The organism is Desemzia sp. FAM 23989 (assembly GCF_045528345.1).
Classification (GTDB): Bacteria; Bacillota; Bacilli; order Lactobacillales; family Carnobacteriaceae; genus Desemzia.
In genome coordinates this window covers 1-14,533 of sequence record NZ_JBGQQT010000019.1, presented here as the reverse complement: position 1 = coordinate 14,533, position 14,533 = coordinate 1, and the positions used below count along the sequence as shown (strand labels likewise).

Sequence of the window (14,533 nt, the reverse complement as noted above, 5' to 3'; positions counted from 1 at the left end):
AGAATCTGTTCTCTAAGAGAGGTACATTCATCAATTAAAGTGATTTTTTTTATTTTAAAGCAGCTGAAAACTGGAATCACTCCTTTTTTCAGTTACTTTAAAGTAAAAAGAAGCAAGTACAGGTACACTAAATTTTCTGAAAAACAAGATGGTCTGTATAGTAGAATAGTGTATAATAATTACGTAATGGACCATGACAGGTGTCAAGACTGATGACGAGTGAAAGGTCTGAGCAACATTATCTGCCTAACAACGTGATCCGTGATGACGTTGTAATCCTAATAGAAGACTTGGGGAGTTAGCCATGAATAAAATCATTACACTAAATAATTTAATATACCAATACAATGAAACGGATCTGCGACCTGCTCTGAACGGAGTATCTTTAGAAATCGAAGAAGGCGAATGGATCGCGATCATTGGACCAAATGGATCAGGAAAATCTACGCTGGCAAAAACGATCAATGGCTTGATTGCTCCAGACAGTGGAGAAGTTTTTGTGGATCAATTAGCGTTATCAGAAGAAAATATTTGGGGAATCCGTGAAAAAGTGGGCATGGTTTTTCAAAATCCGGACAATCAATTTGTAGGATCAACAGTGCAAGATGATGTGGCCTTTGGTTTAGAAAATCAAGCTGTTCCAAGAGACGAAATGCTGCAAAGAGTCGAATCGGCTCTAGGGCAAGTTAAGATGCTGGACTTTAAAGAGCGAGAACCGGCGCGTCTATCTGGAGGACAAAAGCAGCGCGTAGCTATTGCAGGTGTGGTGGCAATAGCGCCTAAAATTATTATTTTAGATGAAGCTACAAGTATGCTGGACCCTCAAGGACGTCAAGAAGTGATTGAAACTGTACAACAGATCAAAGAAAAAGAAAATTTGACCGTTATCTCCATCACGCATGATATTGACGAAGCAGCCAATGCGAACCGTATCTTAGTGATGCAAGAAGGAAAATTAGTGAGAGAAGGCACTCCGCAAGAAATCTTTTCTAACGGAGACCAATTGATCGATATGGGATTGGATTTGCCATTTCCGGAGAAATTGAAAGTGGCTTTGGAAGAAAGAGGCTTAAAAGTTCCCGAAACATACTTAACAGAAGAAGGGATGGTGGAATGGTTATGGACATTACTTTCGAAAAAGTAGGGTACACATACCAAAAAGGCACACCATTCGAAAGCCGAGCGTTATATGATATTGATTTTGCTATTAAAGATGGCAGTTATACTGCTCTCGTTGGACATACTGGAAGCGGAAAATCCACGATATTGCGTCATTTGAACGCATTGAACAAACCGACTGAAGGTAAAGTCGTTATTGGAGACCGTGAAATCATCTCAACGACCAATAATAAAAATCTCAAAAGCATCCGTAAAAAGGTTGGAATCGTCTTTCAATTTCCTGAATCGCAATTGTTTGAAGAAACGATTGCCAAAGATATTGCTTTTGGACCAAAAAACTTTGGTGCTACTGAAGAAGAAGGTATCGAAATTGCTAAGCGTATGCTGCCGTTAGTGGGATTGGATGAGACTTACATGGAACGTTCACCATTCGACTTGTCAGGCGGACAAATGCGCCGTGTAGCGATAGCTGGTGTGTTGGCAATGGAACCGGAAGTATTGGTGTTGGACGAGCCGACTGCTGGATTAGATCCAAAAGGGCGCAAAGAAATGATGGACATGTTCTATCGACTGTATCAAGAACAAGGTATGACTATTGTCTTAGTGACTCACCAAATGGAAGATGTAGCCAATTACGCCAATCACGTCATCATTTTAGAACAAGGTACCGTTGTGAAAGAAGGTCCTCCTCGTGAGATCTTTCAAAATGAAGCATGGTTGGAAAGCAAACAATTGGATGTTCCGGCAACTGTATCTTTTGCAAGTCGTTTAGAAGAGCGTCTGGGGCTGAAGTTAGAGGAAATACCGTTGACTACAGATGAATTGGCAGATCAATTAGTAGCCCAATTAGCCGCCCAGTTAGCCGTTGATGCATTCGAAGGCGGTGATGCCAAATGATGGAGAAATTGATTTTTGGACGTTACATTCCCGGAAATTCCTGGATACACCGATTGGATCCTAGAGCGAAACTGATCAGCACGATCCTGTTTATTTTCGTGATCTTTTTGGCTAACAATTGGCAAACGTATTTGCTCTTATTCATTTTTGTATTGACCGCTGTCTTATTATCGAAAATCAAATTCAGCTTCTTTATCAATGGGATCAAACCCATGATTTGGCTGATCCTGTTTACCGTGATTTTACAGGTGTTCTTCACTGGAGGGGGAGAAGTTTACTTCCAGTGGTGGATTTTGATGCTGACTTCTCAAGGATTGCTGAACGGGGTCTTTATTTTCTGTCGTTTCGTGTTGATCATCTTCATGTCGACACTGTTAACACTGACTACAATGCCACTGTCCTTAACAGACGCTTTAGAGTACCTGATGCGTCCGCTGACCGCTTTGAAGGTTCCAGTGTATGAGATTGCTTTGATGCTCTCTATAGCGCTTCGTTTCGTTCCTACGTTGATGGATGAAACGGAGAAGATCATGAACGCCCAACGAGCTAGAGGGGTAGATTTTGGGGAAGGAAATGTCTTCCAGCAAATGAAATCCATCGTTCCGCTGCTGATTCCTTTATTCGTAAGCTCATTCAATCGTGCTGAGGATTTAGCAACTGCTATGGAAGCCAGAGGATACAGCGGCGGCGAAGGTCGTACGAAATTCCGTAAGTTGGACTGGAGTGCTTCAGATACTCTAGTGATGCTCACTTTTGCAGTGTTGACCGCTGCTTTAGTCTTTTTAAGAAATTAATAAGTAGTGACCGCAACAAAAATTGCCCGACTCATGAGACGCTTCCAACGCTGTTTGTTGTATGAGGCGTCTTTTTTAATGAGTAAAGCGTCTTTAGTCTTTAGTGCAGAGAGACAGCACAGACAAATCTTGCTCTGCTTAAAGAGCTTGACGTTTTTACGTTACTAAATAAGCCTTAAAATCTGGAAAAAGGAACGCAAAAATAGTTTGTGTTCCTTTTTAAATAAAAACGCCTAGAAAAAGGCACATAAATACTTGTTGCGTGACCTTTATAAGCTAAAACATCTAAAAAGGGCACGCAAATCAAATCAGTCAATATATAGCGTACTTTTTATATAGAAAAAAGAGTCACTAAAAGATATCAAGGAGGCAGCACATGGAAAGCTATCGTTACAAAGTATTATTGCAATATGATGGAAGCCAATTTGTAGGATTCCAAATACAACCAAATGGTCGTACAGTCCAAGGGGACATTGAGAAAGCTTTGAACATCATGACTAAAGGACAAACGATCAGACTGCGCAGCGCTGGACGTACCGACTCGGGTGTCCATGCTAAAGGACAAGTGATTCATTTTGATTACCCGTTTTATTTGCCGCCTAAAAATATGCTGCGAGCCTTAAACAGTCTAACCACAGATGAACTGACTTTTTATTCTGCGGAAATTGTGGACACTGACTTTCATGCTCAATACTCGACAGCAGGGAAGAAGTATCAATACCGTGTGGATATCAATCAGGTCATGAGTCCATTTAAACGCTTATATGCCTTACATCACCCTTATCGTATTGATATGGAAGCTTTAGAGGTTGCTCTAAACGACCTTGTCGGAGAGCATGATTTTACGAGTTTTTGTGCCAGCAATAGTGGCAAAGAAGATAAAGTACGTACCGTTTATGAAGCGAAAGTCGAAAAAGATGAGCTGAATGGCGAATTGATTTTTACCTTTAGAGGCAATGGATTCTTGTACAACATGGTGCGAATCTTTATCGGCACGTTGTTGCAAATTGCTGACGGGTTGCGCCCTGCTGATGATATCAAGCGTCTTCTAGAAGTCAAAGACCGCAATCAAGCTGGTCCTACTGCTGCTGCTCATGGGTTGTACATGATGGAGACTTTTTATGACAAGCAGGAAGCGACTAAAGGAACGATCTTTGAGGCTGTAGAGGAAGAAGTTAAATAGTCGAAAACGAAGCGTTATTTTGCTAAAATAGGCTCAATGGACGGAAATCAAGTCCATTATAACGGATTAAAGGAGTTCTTAAGATGAAATGGATCGCACTGATTTTAACGGCATTTCTATTTGCCGGATGCAGTACGCAGGAAGAAACTGGTTCAACGGACAGTACAGCCTCTCAAGTAGCGTCAAGTTCTCCAGCAGCGGAAGAAGACTTGGCACCAGTACCTGAAGAGGAACTGGATTCTGCAGACTCTATCCAATCACCAGACTATCCTGAACTTACTGTCATTCAAGAAAAGATTGATCTGGAGACTGTAGAAAGTTATTTGATGACGGATAATCAAGGAACCAGAGTCATGATTTTTGTGGAAGACGGCGAACAAGCGTATAAAAGTATCTACATTAAATCGGATAATCGGTTGAAGTTAGTGAATCTCAAATCCGATGAATTGATGATAGATGAAGAATGGATGGAGTAAAATACTCTAATGTGGAGCAGTGCAATCGTTCTTCATCCTCCAGCATCGGTAAAGAAAGATATTTTTACTCATCAACATCAAATGGTTAATTAAATGGTCTGTGCCGCTGATTGGCTGGTAAGTATCCGGTAAATAACTGGATTCATACCAGTCAGCTTTTTTTGATTCGCTCATAAAAGGAAGTACTGAGACCTTGTCAGTACCTCATAAAAGACGTAGACTGTTTAGAAAGGAAGTGAGTGCGTATATGCGCTACATCAAAGAAGAATTATTAACGTTTCGCCGACCGGAAAAAGACGATTGGGCGCAGATTATTGCTCCTATGGCAGGAATGGCATTCTGTTTGCTGTTCGGCTACTTTATTGGGAAAGTTTCCTTAGGGGGATTGATGACTCTAGGGTTATTTGTCTTTTTTTACTATGAACAGATGCCATTGCGTCTGCTATTAAAGAGGCTGGTTTTAGTTGGTCTTTTGCTGCTGTTTGTGATGTTTGTCTCCTTACTGTGTTGGCATTTCCAATGGACTGCTCCTATGGTTATAGGTAGCTTAGCTTTTCTTTGCCGTCTCTTTTTTCGGCTTTATGGGATGCAAAAACCAGGGGCCCTTTTTGTCATCTTATTATCAGCTGTTGGGGTAGGAATCGAATCCAATTTTCAATCCATGGTAGGAATTATGGGAGCCATGTCACTAGGCGTTACCTTAGGGATTATCCTAGCTGTCGTCGTGCACTTCACAGAAAGGAATAGTTCAGACTACCAAATAGACAAATCGAATCTTAAAGAAAGAATTAACCGAGATCCAGGTGCCTTGATGGATGCCCTGTTCTACGCCGGCACGCTCTTTTTTGCTGTTTATTTAAGTATGGGAATCGGACTGGATAAACCTTCTTGGATGATTTTCTCCTGTGCAGGAATTTTACAGGTGAAAAACATACGAGCTATGATGAACCGCAACATCCAGCGGATTTCTGGAACCGTTCTAGGCTTGATCGTTGCCAGTATGATTACTGCTTTCCCAATGTCTCAACTCATGCAAATTTTCATTGTGGTTGCTCTTTATGGGACGCTGCAATATTGTATGCGTGTTAACTATGCTTTAGGAATATTTGTTTCCACCCCTATGGCTATCCTGCTGACGACTATGATCTCTAATAAACTGACAGTCACTTCAGCTATCTCCAACCGACTGATCGGCATTGTATTCGGCTGTATTTTAGGTGTCACAGCTGCTTGGATAATGGTGACCACGCTAAAATTTTATAACCGAAAATGGGACTTGGATCTTGAAAAATCAGAAGAAAATGAAAATCAATAAGTGTATTAAAAAATAGTGCAGAGCGTGAACTGTAATGAATTCTAAAAATTAGAGTAGTTCAATTAAATAAGTTAAGCAGTTGCTTGGCTGGAATGTTTTCGGAAATTGACCGGATTCATTCCGGCCAATTTTGTTTTAATCCAATCATTATGGTAATCATCGGTATAGTTTTTATTTTAAAAGGTCATTTTTTTGTATACCGATTCCGTTTAAAGCAATAAATAAAACAAAGTTGTCTTTATGGAGGGCAGAAATTGAAGGATTAAATAGAAAAAAATTGCACTTAAACGTTTATATACCAAACTTTCTGTAAGCAAATTTAAAACATACGGAAGAAACTTCTAAGGATTCATCTCGGAAAATTACAAAATACCTTTGTGAGAATTGGATAATTGACTTACAATAAATACGTTGTTATCGAACGGGCCTGTTCATAATTCAACTAGAAACCCCTATTGCTGAAAAAGTGAAGGTGGTTATTTAGGAGGAAATTATGCATTTATTAAATAAAAAATTACTGGTGCTGACATTTGCAAGTACGTTGATACTAACAGCGTGTAGGACAAATGAAGCTACCAGCCAAGACGCTTCTGAAAGTACGACAGAAACTTCTGCGAATGAATCTGCAGAAGCGGCTTTTCCATTAGCTACGACCAATGAGGAAGAAGCAATTGATGGAGGCGTATTAAACTATGCCTTAGTCACAGATACGCCATTCCAAGGAATCATGAGTCCTGAATTCAAAGCGAATGCGTATGATGCTCAATTACTCAGCTTCAATATGGAACCCATGTTTTCAATCGATGAAAGCTTCCGCTTGAGCAATGACGGATATGCGACTTATGAATTTGATGAAGCGAATAATCAAGTAACAATCCGGTTGACTGAAGAGCTCAATTGGTCTGACGGCGAACCGATTACTTCGGAGGATTTGGTATTTCCTTATGCAGTGCTAGGCCACCCTGACTATCCTGGAACGAACTTTGGAGAAGCTTATTTGAACATTGCGGGAATGGAAGCTTACAACAAGGGAGAAGCAGAGACGATTTCAGGCATTACCGTGGTGGACGATTTGACCATTGAAATCGAGTACTTAAAAACGACGCCATCTCTCTTACAGTCTGGTGGGGGAATCTGGGAGTATCCGATGCCGAAACATCACTTGGAAGGCATCGAAGTAGCGGATATGCCGTCTGCTCCTGAAATTCGGGAAAATCCCGTTGGAACAGGTCCTTTCAAAGTTGAAAGCATCGTTCCAGGCGAATCCGTCCATTATGTGGTCAATGAGCACTATTGGAAAGGTGAACCGGGAGTTGCCGAAGTAGTGGCCGAAACCGTACCAACCTCTACGATTTCCATTGCGATGGAAAATGGGGAATACGACATTGCCAGCATGCCAGCCGGTGAGTATGATGCCTACAAAGATTTAGAAAACATCGCTTTGTTGGGGCAACCGGACACTCAATATTCTTATTTAGGCTTTAAAATGGGTAAATGGAATGAAGAAGAAGGCATCAACGTTCTTGACCCGGATGCAAAACTAGCTGATAAAGAATTGCGACAAGCCATCGCTTATGCGATTGACAACGATGCCGTCGGAGAACAATTCTACAACGGCTTACAAATGAGAGCCACTTCACCTATTGCACCAGCTTATGAGGAATACCATAATGCTGAATTGACAGGCTACTCGTACAATCCTGAGAAAGCGATGGAACTACTGGATGAAGCCGGTTATGTGGATACCAATGATGACGGCTTTAGAGAAACTCCAGTAGGCGAAGAACTCGTTATTAATTACGCAGGAATGTCTGGTAGCGAGGAAGCAGAACCGATTACCGACTACTACATCCAACAATGGGAAGCGGTCGGCTTGAATGTCGATTTAGTCGATGGTCGATTGATGGAATTTCAAGATTTCTATAACCGCGTGCATGTAGACGATGAAGCTATTGATATGTACAAAGGAGCTTGGAGTACAGGTTCTGACCCTAACCCAAGTGGTTTATACGGACCAAGAGAAATTTACAACTATCCACGTTGGGCAACAGAAGAAAATACTCAATTGCTGGACAATATCTCTTCTCAAGAAGCCTTTGACCATGAGTACCAAATTAATGCCTATCACGAGTGGCAAGCTTATTTCATGGAAGAAGTCCCTGCATTGCCATTACTAAACCCTACAGAGCTGATTGCGGTGAATAATCGTGTGAAAAACTACGATATCACTCGAGGCAATCCAAACGGTTGGGAAGTAGTAGAATTAACGGCGGTGGAACCCGCTCAATAGAAATAATAAAAACAGGAGCTGATACCAGATCAGTTCCTGTTTTTTTACATAAAAAAATAAAAAACGAACAAAATGTTTCGTCTTTTATTTTAAAGATATTCTTTTGTCGTAAAATTTTAAAAACTTGTATAATTACCCCCAATCCAAATAGTGTCATCAGCAGAAAAACATCAATGATTCGGCTGATGACTTTGTTCGCAATATTATCAAAAACATCTAAATAAGATCCAGCATTATAATGACTTCCGAGATCTAATAGTATCATTCCAACAAAAGCGAATAAAGCAGTTGCTACAACAGCACCAACAATTCCCCACAGTCCAAAACTAGTAAAATATTGGATAATTTCTTGACCTGAGGCGAAACCGGCTCCGACGAAAACACCCATAAACGCCATCACGATTCTGAAAACTTTTTTCTGATTTTTCAAAATACACGCCTCCTTTTAGAGTCTATCGTATACTATTATTTTTTCTAATTCCATTTTTTTGATTGAAGAAAGAAGGAAGCGGAAGCTTCTAGAGTTGAAAAAAAGAGGGGAGACTCACACGGCTAAGTTGTTCAAAAAAAAGACTTAAAGAATCACTTTTTTATCTTTCAAATCATTGACATTTGACTTGAAAAAAGTTAAGATATTATATGGTATTGTTTGCCCCATGATGAGCCCCGGAAACTTATTATGCATTCAAACAAACAGAAGAATATGGAGGAAATTAACGTGCGTACAACTTATATGGCTAAACCAAGCGAAGTAGAACGTAACTGGTATGTAATCGATGCTACTGATATCCCATTAGGTCGCTTATCTACTGTCGTTGCATCTATCTTACGTGGAAAAAATAAACCAACTTACACTCCTCATGTTGATACAGGGGACTTTGTAATTGTAATCAATGCAGATCAAGTAAAATTAACAGGTAAAAAAGCAACTGACAAAATTTACTCTCGTAACATCGATGGTAACCCAGGTGGATTGAAACAAATCTCTGCTGGTGCATTACGTGCTAAAGACTCTCGTAAATTAGTTGAATTGTCTGTAAAAGGTATGCTTCCTAAAAACACTTTGGGACGTAAACAAGGCATGAAATTACACGTTTACGGCGGCTCAGAACACAGCCACCAAGCACAACAACCAAAAACTTTAGACATTACAGACTTAATTTAAGGAGGGAATTTCATTGGCACAAGTACAATATACTGCAACAGGACGTCGTAAAAACTCAACTGCACGTGTACGCCTAGTACCAGGTACAGGTAAAATCATGTTCAACAAAAAAGATATCGCTGAATATCTTCCATACGAAAGTTTACATGTTATTGTAAAACAACCTTTAGAAGTAACTGAAACTACAGGTAACTACGATATCATCATCAACGTTAATGGTGGTGGATACGCTGGACAAGCTGGAGCAGCTCGTCACGGTATCGCTCGCGCATTGTTAGAAGTAGATCCTTCTTTCCGTGCACCATTAAAATCAGCTGGTCTATTAACACGTGACCCTCGTATGAAAGAACGTAAAAAACCAGGTCTTAAGAAAGCTCGTAAAGCTTCTCAATTCTCAAAACGTTAATTCGTTACTATATCAACGTTTCAAGACACTTTCCATTTTTTGGAAGGTGTCTTTTTTTTGTAGTGACTGAAAACATGACTGAATGGACTAAAAATTGACCTGTTGTGCAAACTTCTCAGCGGTGTTTTCCAGTGCTCTTTTAGTCATATGTCCGTATACGTCCATGGTGATTTGGACAGTAGAATGACCCAAACGTTCTTGGATTTCTTTCATGCTCGCCCCACTTTCAATTAATATAGAGGCATGTGTATGACGAAAGCCGTGTACTGTAATTTTGTGCAACATGGGATTAAACTTTAGAACTTTCTCCACAATAGTATCAGGATACTTCATGTATAAAGGCTCATTAAAGGCATAATTGGAAAAGCGATTGAAAACAGGCTGAGTTTTTTGAAATTGATTTATACCAAGTTGCAACAACTCTTGTGCTTGAGCATTTTTCCATCTTTTCAAGATAGAGACCGTTTTACCATCGAGAGATATAGTTCGGATGGATTTTTTTGTTTTTACTTCACTCAACTGTTGTTTTCCATCCAAGTAAGATATATTTCGCTTTACGCTCAATGTCTTCCGTTCAAAATCTATGTCTGACCAGTTAAGAGCGATTAACTCACCCTTTCTTAAACCGGAAAAAGCTAAAACCCTAAATATGGCTAATTCTTTGAGCCCAAAATGTTTGGTTAACGTACCAAAAAAAGATTGGAGTTCGTTGGTATCATAGAAGTTTTTGTCAACTTGGTCTAATAGTTGGTCCTTGGTCACTTTTTTCCGAGGCATCTGTACAAATCGGATAGGGTTGTCTGATGTATATTTTAATCGTACGGAATAGTCAAGAACTCTTTGTACACATGATTTCAATACTTTAAAATTTGTATAGTAGGTGCTCCATTCATTGACTACTTGCTGGCAGTAACCTAATGTAATGGAATCAACTGACTTATCTCCAAATTTCGGCAAAATATATTTGTCGAATTGCTGCATAGTCCTATCCAATGTTATTGGACGGACTGTGTTTTGATACCCAATTTTCCATTCATTAAATACATCAAAAAAAGTAGCTGTTTCTTTTTTTGAAAATGTTCCTTTTGATAGTTCTAATCTTAATTTCGCCAGTTCAAATTCGGCTTCAGCTTCAGAAGAGAACCCTCTTTTTGTGATGGACTCTCTTTTTCCGGTGGAAGGATTTATACCGATATAATGAGAAAACCAATATGTTGTTTTGCCTGTTCTTTTTCCCTTGTATTCTTTTACCTTTGTCATAATGATGACCCCTTTTCTAATGTAATGGAATTCTGACCACGCCTTTTGGTTGAATTCGCTTATCATAGATAAAAGGATTCAAAAATATAACACTTCGATGTTCGACCACAGTTCTATGTTCATCCACCGGTAGAATTTTTACTAATATTTCCCCCTTTCAAAGTACATTATATAACATCTATTACTATATAACCTATGCTACATCAAATATTTATCGTTACAGAAGCAAAGGTCATCGTGATATTATAGAATTTCTTTTTGCTTGAACAGGGCTCGAACAGGTTAAGTTAAAATTTGGGGCATATTTTTCCAACTCTATGAATAGAATAGGAAAAACTAAAAGGAGAAATGCCCAATGAATGATTTTGGAAAAGTGATGGATACATATTTGAAAGAAATGGAACAACGAATTACGGAGAAATTAACTCAACAATTGGAGAATACTTCTCATAAAAAAGCTGAAAAAATGTGGATGAATAAAACAGAATGTGCGAAGTATTTAGGAGTTTCCTTTAAAACATTAGATAAATTTATGAAAGAACATTCCAATTTTCCGTCTACGAACATATCGGGAGCTATTCGATTTAATGCCAAACGAGTGGATGAATGGTTTGAAATACATGACGAGATGATTAAAATGAGAAATAGAAAGCGTGCATCTTAATTTCATGAAATTAAATAAGGAGAAAAAGAGGGGACGCTATGGAGTGATTCAGCCTTTTTTAATATCTACAATTTTACAGAGAAGAGAGTCGCCCTCAAAGCACGCGTACATCGCATGATGTATACCTGCATAGTATTGCTATTAAGTTAAGGTGGATATAGCATAGGGTGGCTCATCAGATGTGTTTTTTTGTGTAGGATTTAATGAAGCTGTCGTATAATAAAGGTAGAAAAGAAACGAGGAGCGGTGGATGATGACAAATAAACTGAAAAGAATCGGAAAAAGCCTAATGGTCGAAGTTCCTGACGGAATCGTAGAGCATTTGGGATTGGAGGAAGGAGATATATTAAACTTCTCCGTGCACGGAGACAGCATGCTGGTTGCTAAGAAAGGGCAATCCGAAATGAAAGACTTCATGGATTTAGTCCGGAAGATTACCGACGAGAACGATGAAGTGTTTAGAGCATTGAAGGATAGATGAAGAAAGGAGGGAAGGACATGAGAGAGAAACCGTACAGGTCATTTGGACCGGACACGAAACGGAAAAGGCCTCGAAGCAGGAATAAGTATGAGTGGCTCAAAAAAATGGAGATAAAGAGGGGGTACCCTATCGGGGAAGTTGGTAACCGTGTGTGGCTGGATGTTGAGGACCATTCGAAAGGCTTCTACGAACTGAATGAGGAGGGGAATGAAATCCAGTGGTATCCAGACCCTGAACCAGTCAGAGATGAAAAGAAAGAGGATGAAGTTTAACTATAACAATACGACGGTCCTTGATACGAATAGATAATTGTAAGATATAGACCGTCTTACATGGCATAACTGATTGGCTTTGCTGCTTGATTAAGATGAATAGTGAAGAGAGAACCGAGTATGGGTTCTTTTTTATTTGGTGATGGATAAAAAAAAATTTTGCTACTTGCGTTGACGTGATTAGCTTAGTAAAAGAAAGGATGATTACATGCTGATTTTAGACAACGGCTGTTATTGGTTCAAAGTTGAGAGGATAGATATTAAGCAAGGTGTGTACGAAGTTGTTCCTGTCAATATGTGTGGGGCCTCAGATGGTGGTCGCCTCTATAGAAACCCCGCTATGAAGAAAAGCAAGAGTTCACGCTTCGCCAGGTAAGGGTATGTGAGGTTTATCAAGAAACGGAAGACCGGCTCATCTAAAGAAGGAATCGCAATTCGGGGAAATAGTCCGAAAGAAAGCATAAGAGTATCTGTTATTGAACAGGTACTCTTTTTCCGTTTTAGTAATTATATTTTACTTGAAGGTAGGTGTGTTGATAGTTTTCTTTTAACTATATAGAAAAAGAACTCAAGCGTTATACTTCCATAAATAACGGTCACTATTATTCTATGAGATTCAATATGATTTGAATAAAAGTCTATAGAACTCCATACAATTACTTTAAGGAGGTGATAGGATGGAAAAAGGTTTGGAAGAACAAGTCCCTGAATGGATTGAAAACGTAATTTCTGCTCAAGTTGAAAAGTACTATAATGAACTCATTATTCAAAATAAGAAGTACTTGAACAAAAAAGAAACGTGTGTGTATCTTGGAATATCATATGCTACTGCAGAAAAGTATATTTTTCCAATTACACCGCACCTTAAATTTGGTAAGACGATTAAATATGACAAGGTAGATATTGACCAGTGGGTGAAAGAAAATAAATTATTTCAAATATAAGCATGAAAAGAGCATGGGACTTTAAAGGTCTCATGCTTTTATTTGTTGTTTGTAGATTAGATGGACAACTTGTGTATATATAATCAAGAAGTTCCTAAGAGAACAATTTCTACTTTTTTGTGAGTTGAATATGTCTCTGTATAAGCGCAAAGTGCGTATTGAATAATTTGAAGGAAGCATCATAATTCTTAAAATGAGATATTTGGTAGAGACGCTTGCATTCCGCAAGAGTCATATATCTTTTGAGTGGTTTCTTGATATTCTTTGAAGAAGAGTAGATTCTGAATTGCATGGGATATAGACCAAGGCGTGCATTCTTCATCATATTTTTTGTTGTCATAGTTGAATAATCAACCATGATGGAATCTTCTCCATCTTCGTCAATAATAAGATGAGTGAGATGTGAAGTAAGATATGCGGCTAATTTGTTAACTTGGATAATAGTCTGTGTATGTACTGTCCCATTCTTCCATTTCTTTATAAGAACTGATTCAATGTCAGCGGTTATTTCTTTGTTGCAACGGAGCAACACATGCATGTGCCAGGAACCTGACAAATGTGGTTCCCTAACCACGATGTAGTCAAAGGAACAATTGCTTTTTAATTGATTACTAATACGCTTCATGTAATTACGAAAATCAGACGATAATCCATCTGGATTCAGAAAAGGATTTGCATAAGTAAGGGTCAAAAAAAGTTCCTGATTATCACCAGAAAAGTTATTCAATATCAGCCAATTCAATTCTCTACGAGTACGATAAAAGGTTGATTCATTTTGTGTTCGTTCTGTATTATGAATGTATTCTTTTTTTTCGTTCCCCGTGGGGTCAAGGTAAGTGTCCTTGTCGATTCTTTTTACTTTTTCTATCGGTTGCACATATGTTTGTTCTTTTTTGTGTGTTGCATTGTTCTCTGGGTATTTTGTATATCGGATGTCCACATTGTTCAAGGTGGGTATTACCTTTACAAAATCTTTGTCCAGTATGGTCAGTTGCTTAATATTTTCTTTATTTAACATTCCATTCACCCTTTGCTTTATTAGATAACTTAATATAGACAAGAGGTGTTAATAAAATTCCGTATGAATGCTCGAGAATGGTTCGAGCACTTGAGAATCAATTTAGCCTATTTTTAATTATGTAATGTCTACTGAATAATAAACTATGCTTATTCTGCTGCCTTTTACAACTAATGATTGATATAATAGATGCAAGGGTTTTTATAGGATGTTAAACAAAACCTTGCACTTTTACTGAAATGAGGATAG

The 14,533-nt window shown here is 38.8% G+C and carries 16 protein-coding genes; 13 read left to right on the top strand and 3 right to left on the bottom strand.

Going from position 1 to position 14,533, the window contains the following annotated elements; genetic code table 11:
- The first annotated feature begins 304 nt into the window (after positions 1–304).
- From ACEN36_RS10220 to ACEN36_RS10190, 7 genes are all read left to right on the top strand, one after another.
- Entirely contained in the window at positions 305–1,144 is an 840-nt protein-coding gene (locus ACEN36_RS10220; protein ID WP_407095978.1) for an energy-coupling factor ABC transporter ATP-binding protein, read from the top strand.
- Positions 1,120–2,016, top strand: coding sequence for an energy-coupling factor ABC transporter ATP-binding protein (locus tag ACEN36_RS10215; protein WP_407096088.1), 897 nt, complete (start codon positions 1,120–1,122; stop codon positions 2,014–2,016). Before ACEN36_RS10220 ends, ACEN36_RS10215 begins: the two co-directional genes overlap by 25 nt.
- Complete coding sequence (locus ACEN36_RS10210) at positions 2,013–2,810, top strand: energy-coupling factor transporter transmembrane component T family protein (RefSeq protein WP_407095977.1); 798 nt, start codon at positions 2,013–2,015, stop codon at positions 2,808–2,810. Before ACEN36_RS10215 ends, ACEN36_RS10210 begins: the two co-directional genes overlap by 4 nt.
- A gap of 376 nt (positions 2,811–3,186) precedes the next feature.
- Positions 3,187–3,993 (top strand): tRNA pseudouridine(38-40) synthase TruA, encoded by an 807-nt coding sequence (gene truA, locus ACEN36_RS10205; RefSeq protein ID WP_407095976.1) that lies wholly within the window; start codon positions 3,187–3,189, stop codon positions 3,991–3,993.
- An 83-nt stretch (positions 3,994–4,076) separates the two neighbouring features.
- Positions 4,077–4,469, top strand: coding sequence for a hypothetical protein (locus ACEN36_RS10200; RefSeq protein WP_407095975.1), 393 nt, complete (start codon positions 4,077–4,079; stop codon positions 4,467–4,469).
- A 247-nt stretch (positions 4,470–4,716) separates the two neighbouring features.
- The gene (locus ACEN36_RS10195; RefSeq protein WP_407126554.1) at positions 4,717–5,784 is read left to right on the top strand and encodes an FUSC family protein; all 1,068 of its coding nucleotides are present in this window, start codon (positions 4,717–4,719) and stop codon (positions 5,782–5,784) included.
- 493 nt (positions 5,785–6,277) lie between these two features.
- On the top strand, positions 6,278–8,074 hold the full coding sequence (locus ACEN36_RS10190) for an oligopeptide ABC transporter substrate-binding protein (protein ID WP_407095973.1): 1,797 nt from the start codon (positions 6,278–6,280) through the stop codon (positions 8,072–8,074).
- Here ACEN36_RS10190 and ACEN36_RS10185 read toward each other — a convergent pair.
- Complete coding sequence (locus tag ACEN36_RS10185; RefSeq protein ID WP_407095972.1) at positions 8,010–8,504, bottom strand: hypothetical protein; 495 nt, start codon at positions 8,502–8,504, stop codon at positions 8,010–8,012. The two genes, ACEN36_RS10190 and ACEN36_RS10185, sit on opposite strands and share 65 nt — an antisense overlap.
- A gap of 288 nt (positions 8,505–8,792) precedes the next feature.
- Here ACEN36_RS10185 and rplM point away from each other — a divergent pair, with 288 nt between their 5' ends.
- Both rplM and rpsI read left to right on the top strand, forming a co-directional pair.
- Entirely contained in the window at positions 8,793–9,239 is a 447-nt protein-coding gene (gene rplM, locus ACEN36_RS10180; protein ID WP_407095971.1) for a 50S ribosomal protein L13, read from the top strand.
- A 13-nt stretch (positions 9,240–9,252) separates the two neighbouring features.
- Positions 9,253–9,645 carry a 30S ribosomal protein S9 gene (gene rpsI / locus ACEN36_RS10175; protein ID WP_204212075.1) on the top strand — a complete coding sequence of 131 codons (393 nt, stop codon included), beginning with the start codon at positions 9,253–9,255 and terminating at the stop codon, positions 9,643–9,645.
- A gap of 87 nt (positions 9,646–9,732) precedes the next feature.
- Here rpsI and ACEN36_RS10170 read toward each other — a convergent pair whose 3' ends face one another.
- Complete coding sequence (locus ACEN36_RS10170; RefSeq protein WP_407095970.1) at positions 9,733–10,905, bottom strand: tyrosine-type recombinase/integrase; 1,173 nt, start codon at positions 10,903–10,905, stop codon at positions 9,733–9,735.
- A gap of 355 nt (positions 10,906–11,260) precedes the next feature.
- Between ACEN36_RS10170 and ACEN36_RS10165 the strand changes: the two genes are divergently transcribed.
- From ACEN36_RS10165 to ACEN36_RS10150, 4 genes are all read left to right on the top strand, one after another.
- Complete coding sequence (locus ACEN36_RS10165; RefSeq protein WP_407095969.1) at positions 11,261–11,569, top strand: hypothetical protein; 309 nt, start codon at positions 11,261–11,263, stop codon at positions 11,567–11,569.
- A 253-nt stretch (positions 11,570–11,822) separates the two neighbouring features.
- Positions 11,823–12,050, top strand: a complete 228-nt coding sequence (locus tag ACEN36_RS10160) for an AbrB/MazE/SpoVT family DNA-binding domain-containing protein (protein ID WP_407095968.1) — start codon at positions 11,823–11,825, stop codon at positions 12,048–12,050.
- Positions 12,051–12,067: 17 nt separating this feature from the next.
- Positions 12,068–12,322 (top strand): hypothetical protein, encoded by a 255-nt coding sequence (locus ACEN36_RS10155; RefSeq protein ID WP_407095967.1) that lies wholly within the window; start codon positions 12,068–12,070, stop codon positions 12,320–12,322.
- 677 nt (positions 12,323–12,999) lie between these two features.
- Entirely contained in the window at positions 13,000–13,266 is a 267-nt protein-coding gene (locus ACEN36_RS10150; RefSeq protein ID WP_407095966.1) for a helix-turn-helix transcriptional regulator, read from the top strand.
- A gap of 109 nt (positions 13,267–13,375) precedes the next feature.
- On the opposite strand, the gene ACEN36_RS10145 is transcribed toward ACEN36_RS10150, so the two are convergent.
- On the bottom strand, positions 13,376–14,284 hold the full coding sequence (locus ACEN36_RS10145; RefSeq protein ID WP_407095965.1) for a hypothetical protein: 909 nt from the start codon (positions 14,282–14,284) through the stop codon (positions 13,376–13,378).
- Positions 14,285–14,533: the final 249 nt, after the last annotated feature.

What these genes read in the sequence shown, in the direction of transcription:
- ACEN36_RS10220 (WP_407095978.1), top strand. Translation starts at nt 305, where the DNA reads ATGAATAAAATCATTACACTAAATAATTTAATATACCAATACAATGAA.
- ACEN36_RS10215 (WP_407096088.1), top strand. Translation starts at nt 1,120, where the DNA reads ATGGACATTACTTTCGAAAAAGTAGGGTACACATACCAAAAAGGCACA.
- ACEN36_RS10210 (WP_407095977.1), top strand. Translation starts at nt 2,013, where the DNA reads ATGATGGAGAAATTGATTTTTGGACGTTACATTCCCGGAAATTCCTGG.
- truA (WP_407095976.1), top strand. Translation starts at nt 3,187, where the DNA reads ATGGAAAGCTATCGTTACAAAGTATTATTGCAATATGATGGAAGCCAA.
- ACEN36_RS10200 (WP_407095975.1), top strand. Translation starts at nt 4,077, where the DNA reads ATGAAATGGATCGCACTGATTTTAACGGCATTTCTATTTGCCGGATGC.
- ACEN36_RS10195 (WP_407126554.1), top strand. Translation starts at nt 4,717, where the DNA reads ATGCGCTACATCAAAGAAGAATTATTAACGTTTCGCCGACCGGAAAAA.
- ACEN36_RS10190 (WP_407095973.1), top strand. Translation starts at nt 6,278, where the DNA reads ATGCATTTATTAAATAAAAAATTACTGGTGCTGACATTTGCAAGTACG.
- ACEN36_RS10170 (WP_407095970.1), bottom strand. Translation starts at nt 10,905, where the DNA reads ATGACAAAGGTAAAAGAATACAAGGGAAAAAGAACAGGCAAAACAACA.
- ACEN36_RS10165 (WP_407095969.1), top strand. Translation starts at nt 11,261, where the DNA reads ATGAATGATTTTGGAAAAGTGATGGATACATATTTGAAAGAAATGGAA.
- ACEN36_RS10160 (WP_407095968.1), top strand. Translation starts at nt 11,823, where the DNA reads ATGACAAATAAACTGAAAAGAATCGGAAAAAGCCTAATGGTCGAAGTT.
- ACEN36_RS10155 (WP_407095967.1), top strand. Translation starts at nt 12,068, where the DNA reads ATGAGAGAGAAACCGTACAGGTCATTTGGACCGGACACGAAACGGAAA.
- ACEN36_RS10150 (WP_407095966.1), top strand. Translation starts at nt 13,000, where the DNA reads ATGGAAAAAGGTTTGGAAGAACAAGTCCCTGAATGGATTGAAAACGTA.
- ACEN36_RS10145 (WP_407095965.1), bottom strand. Translation starts at nt 14,284, where the DNA reads ATGTTAAATAAAGAAAATATTAAGCAACTGACCATACTGGACAAAGAT.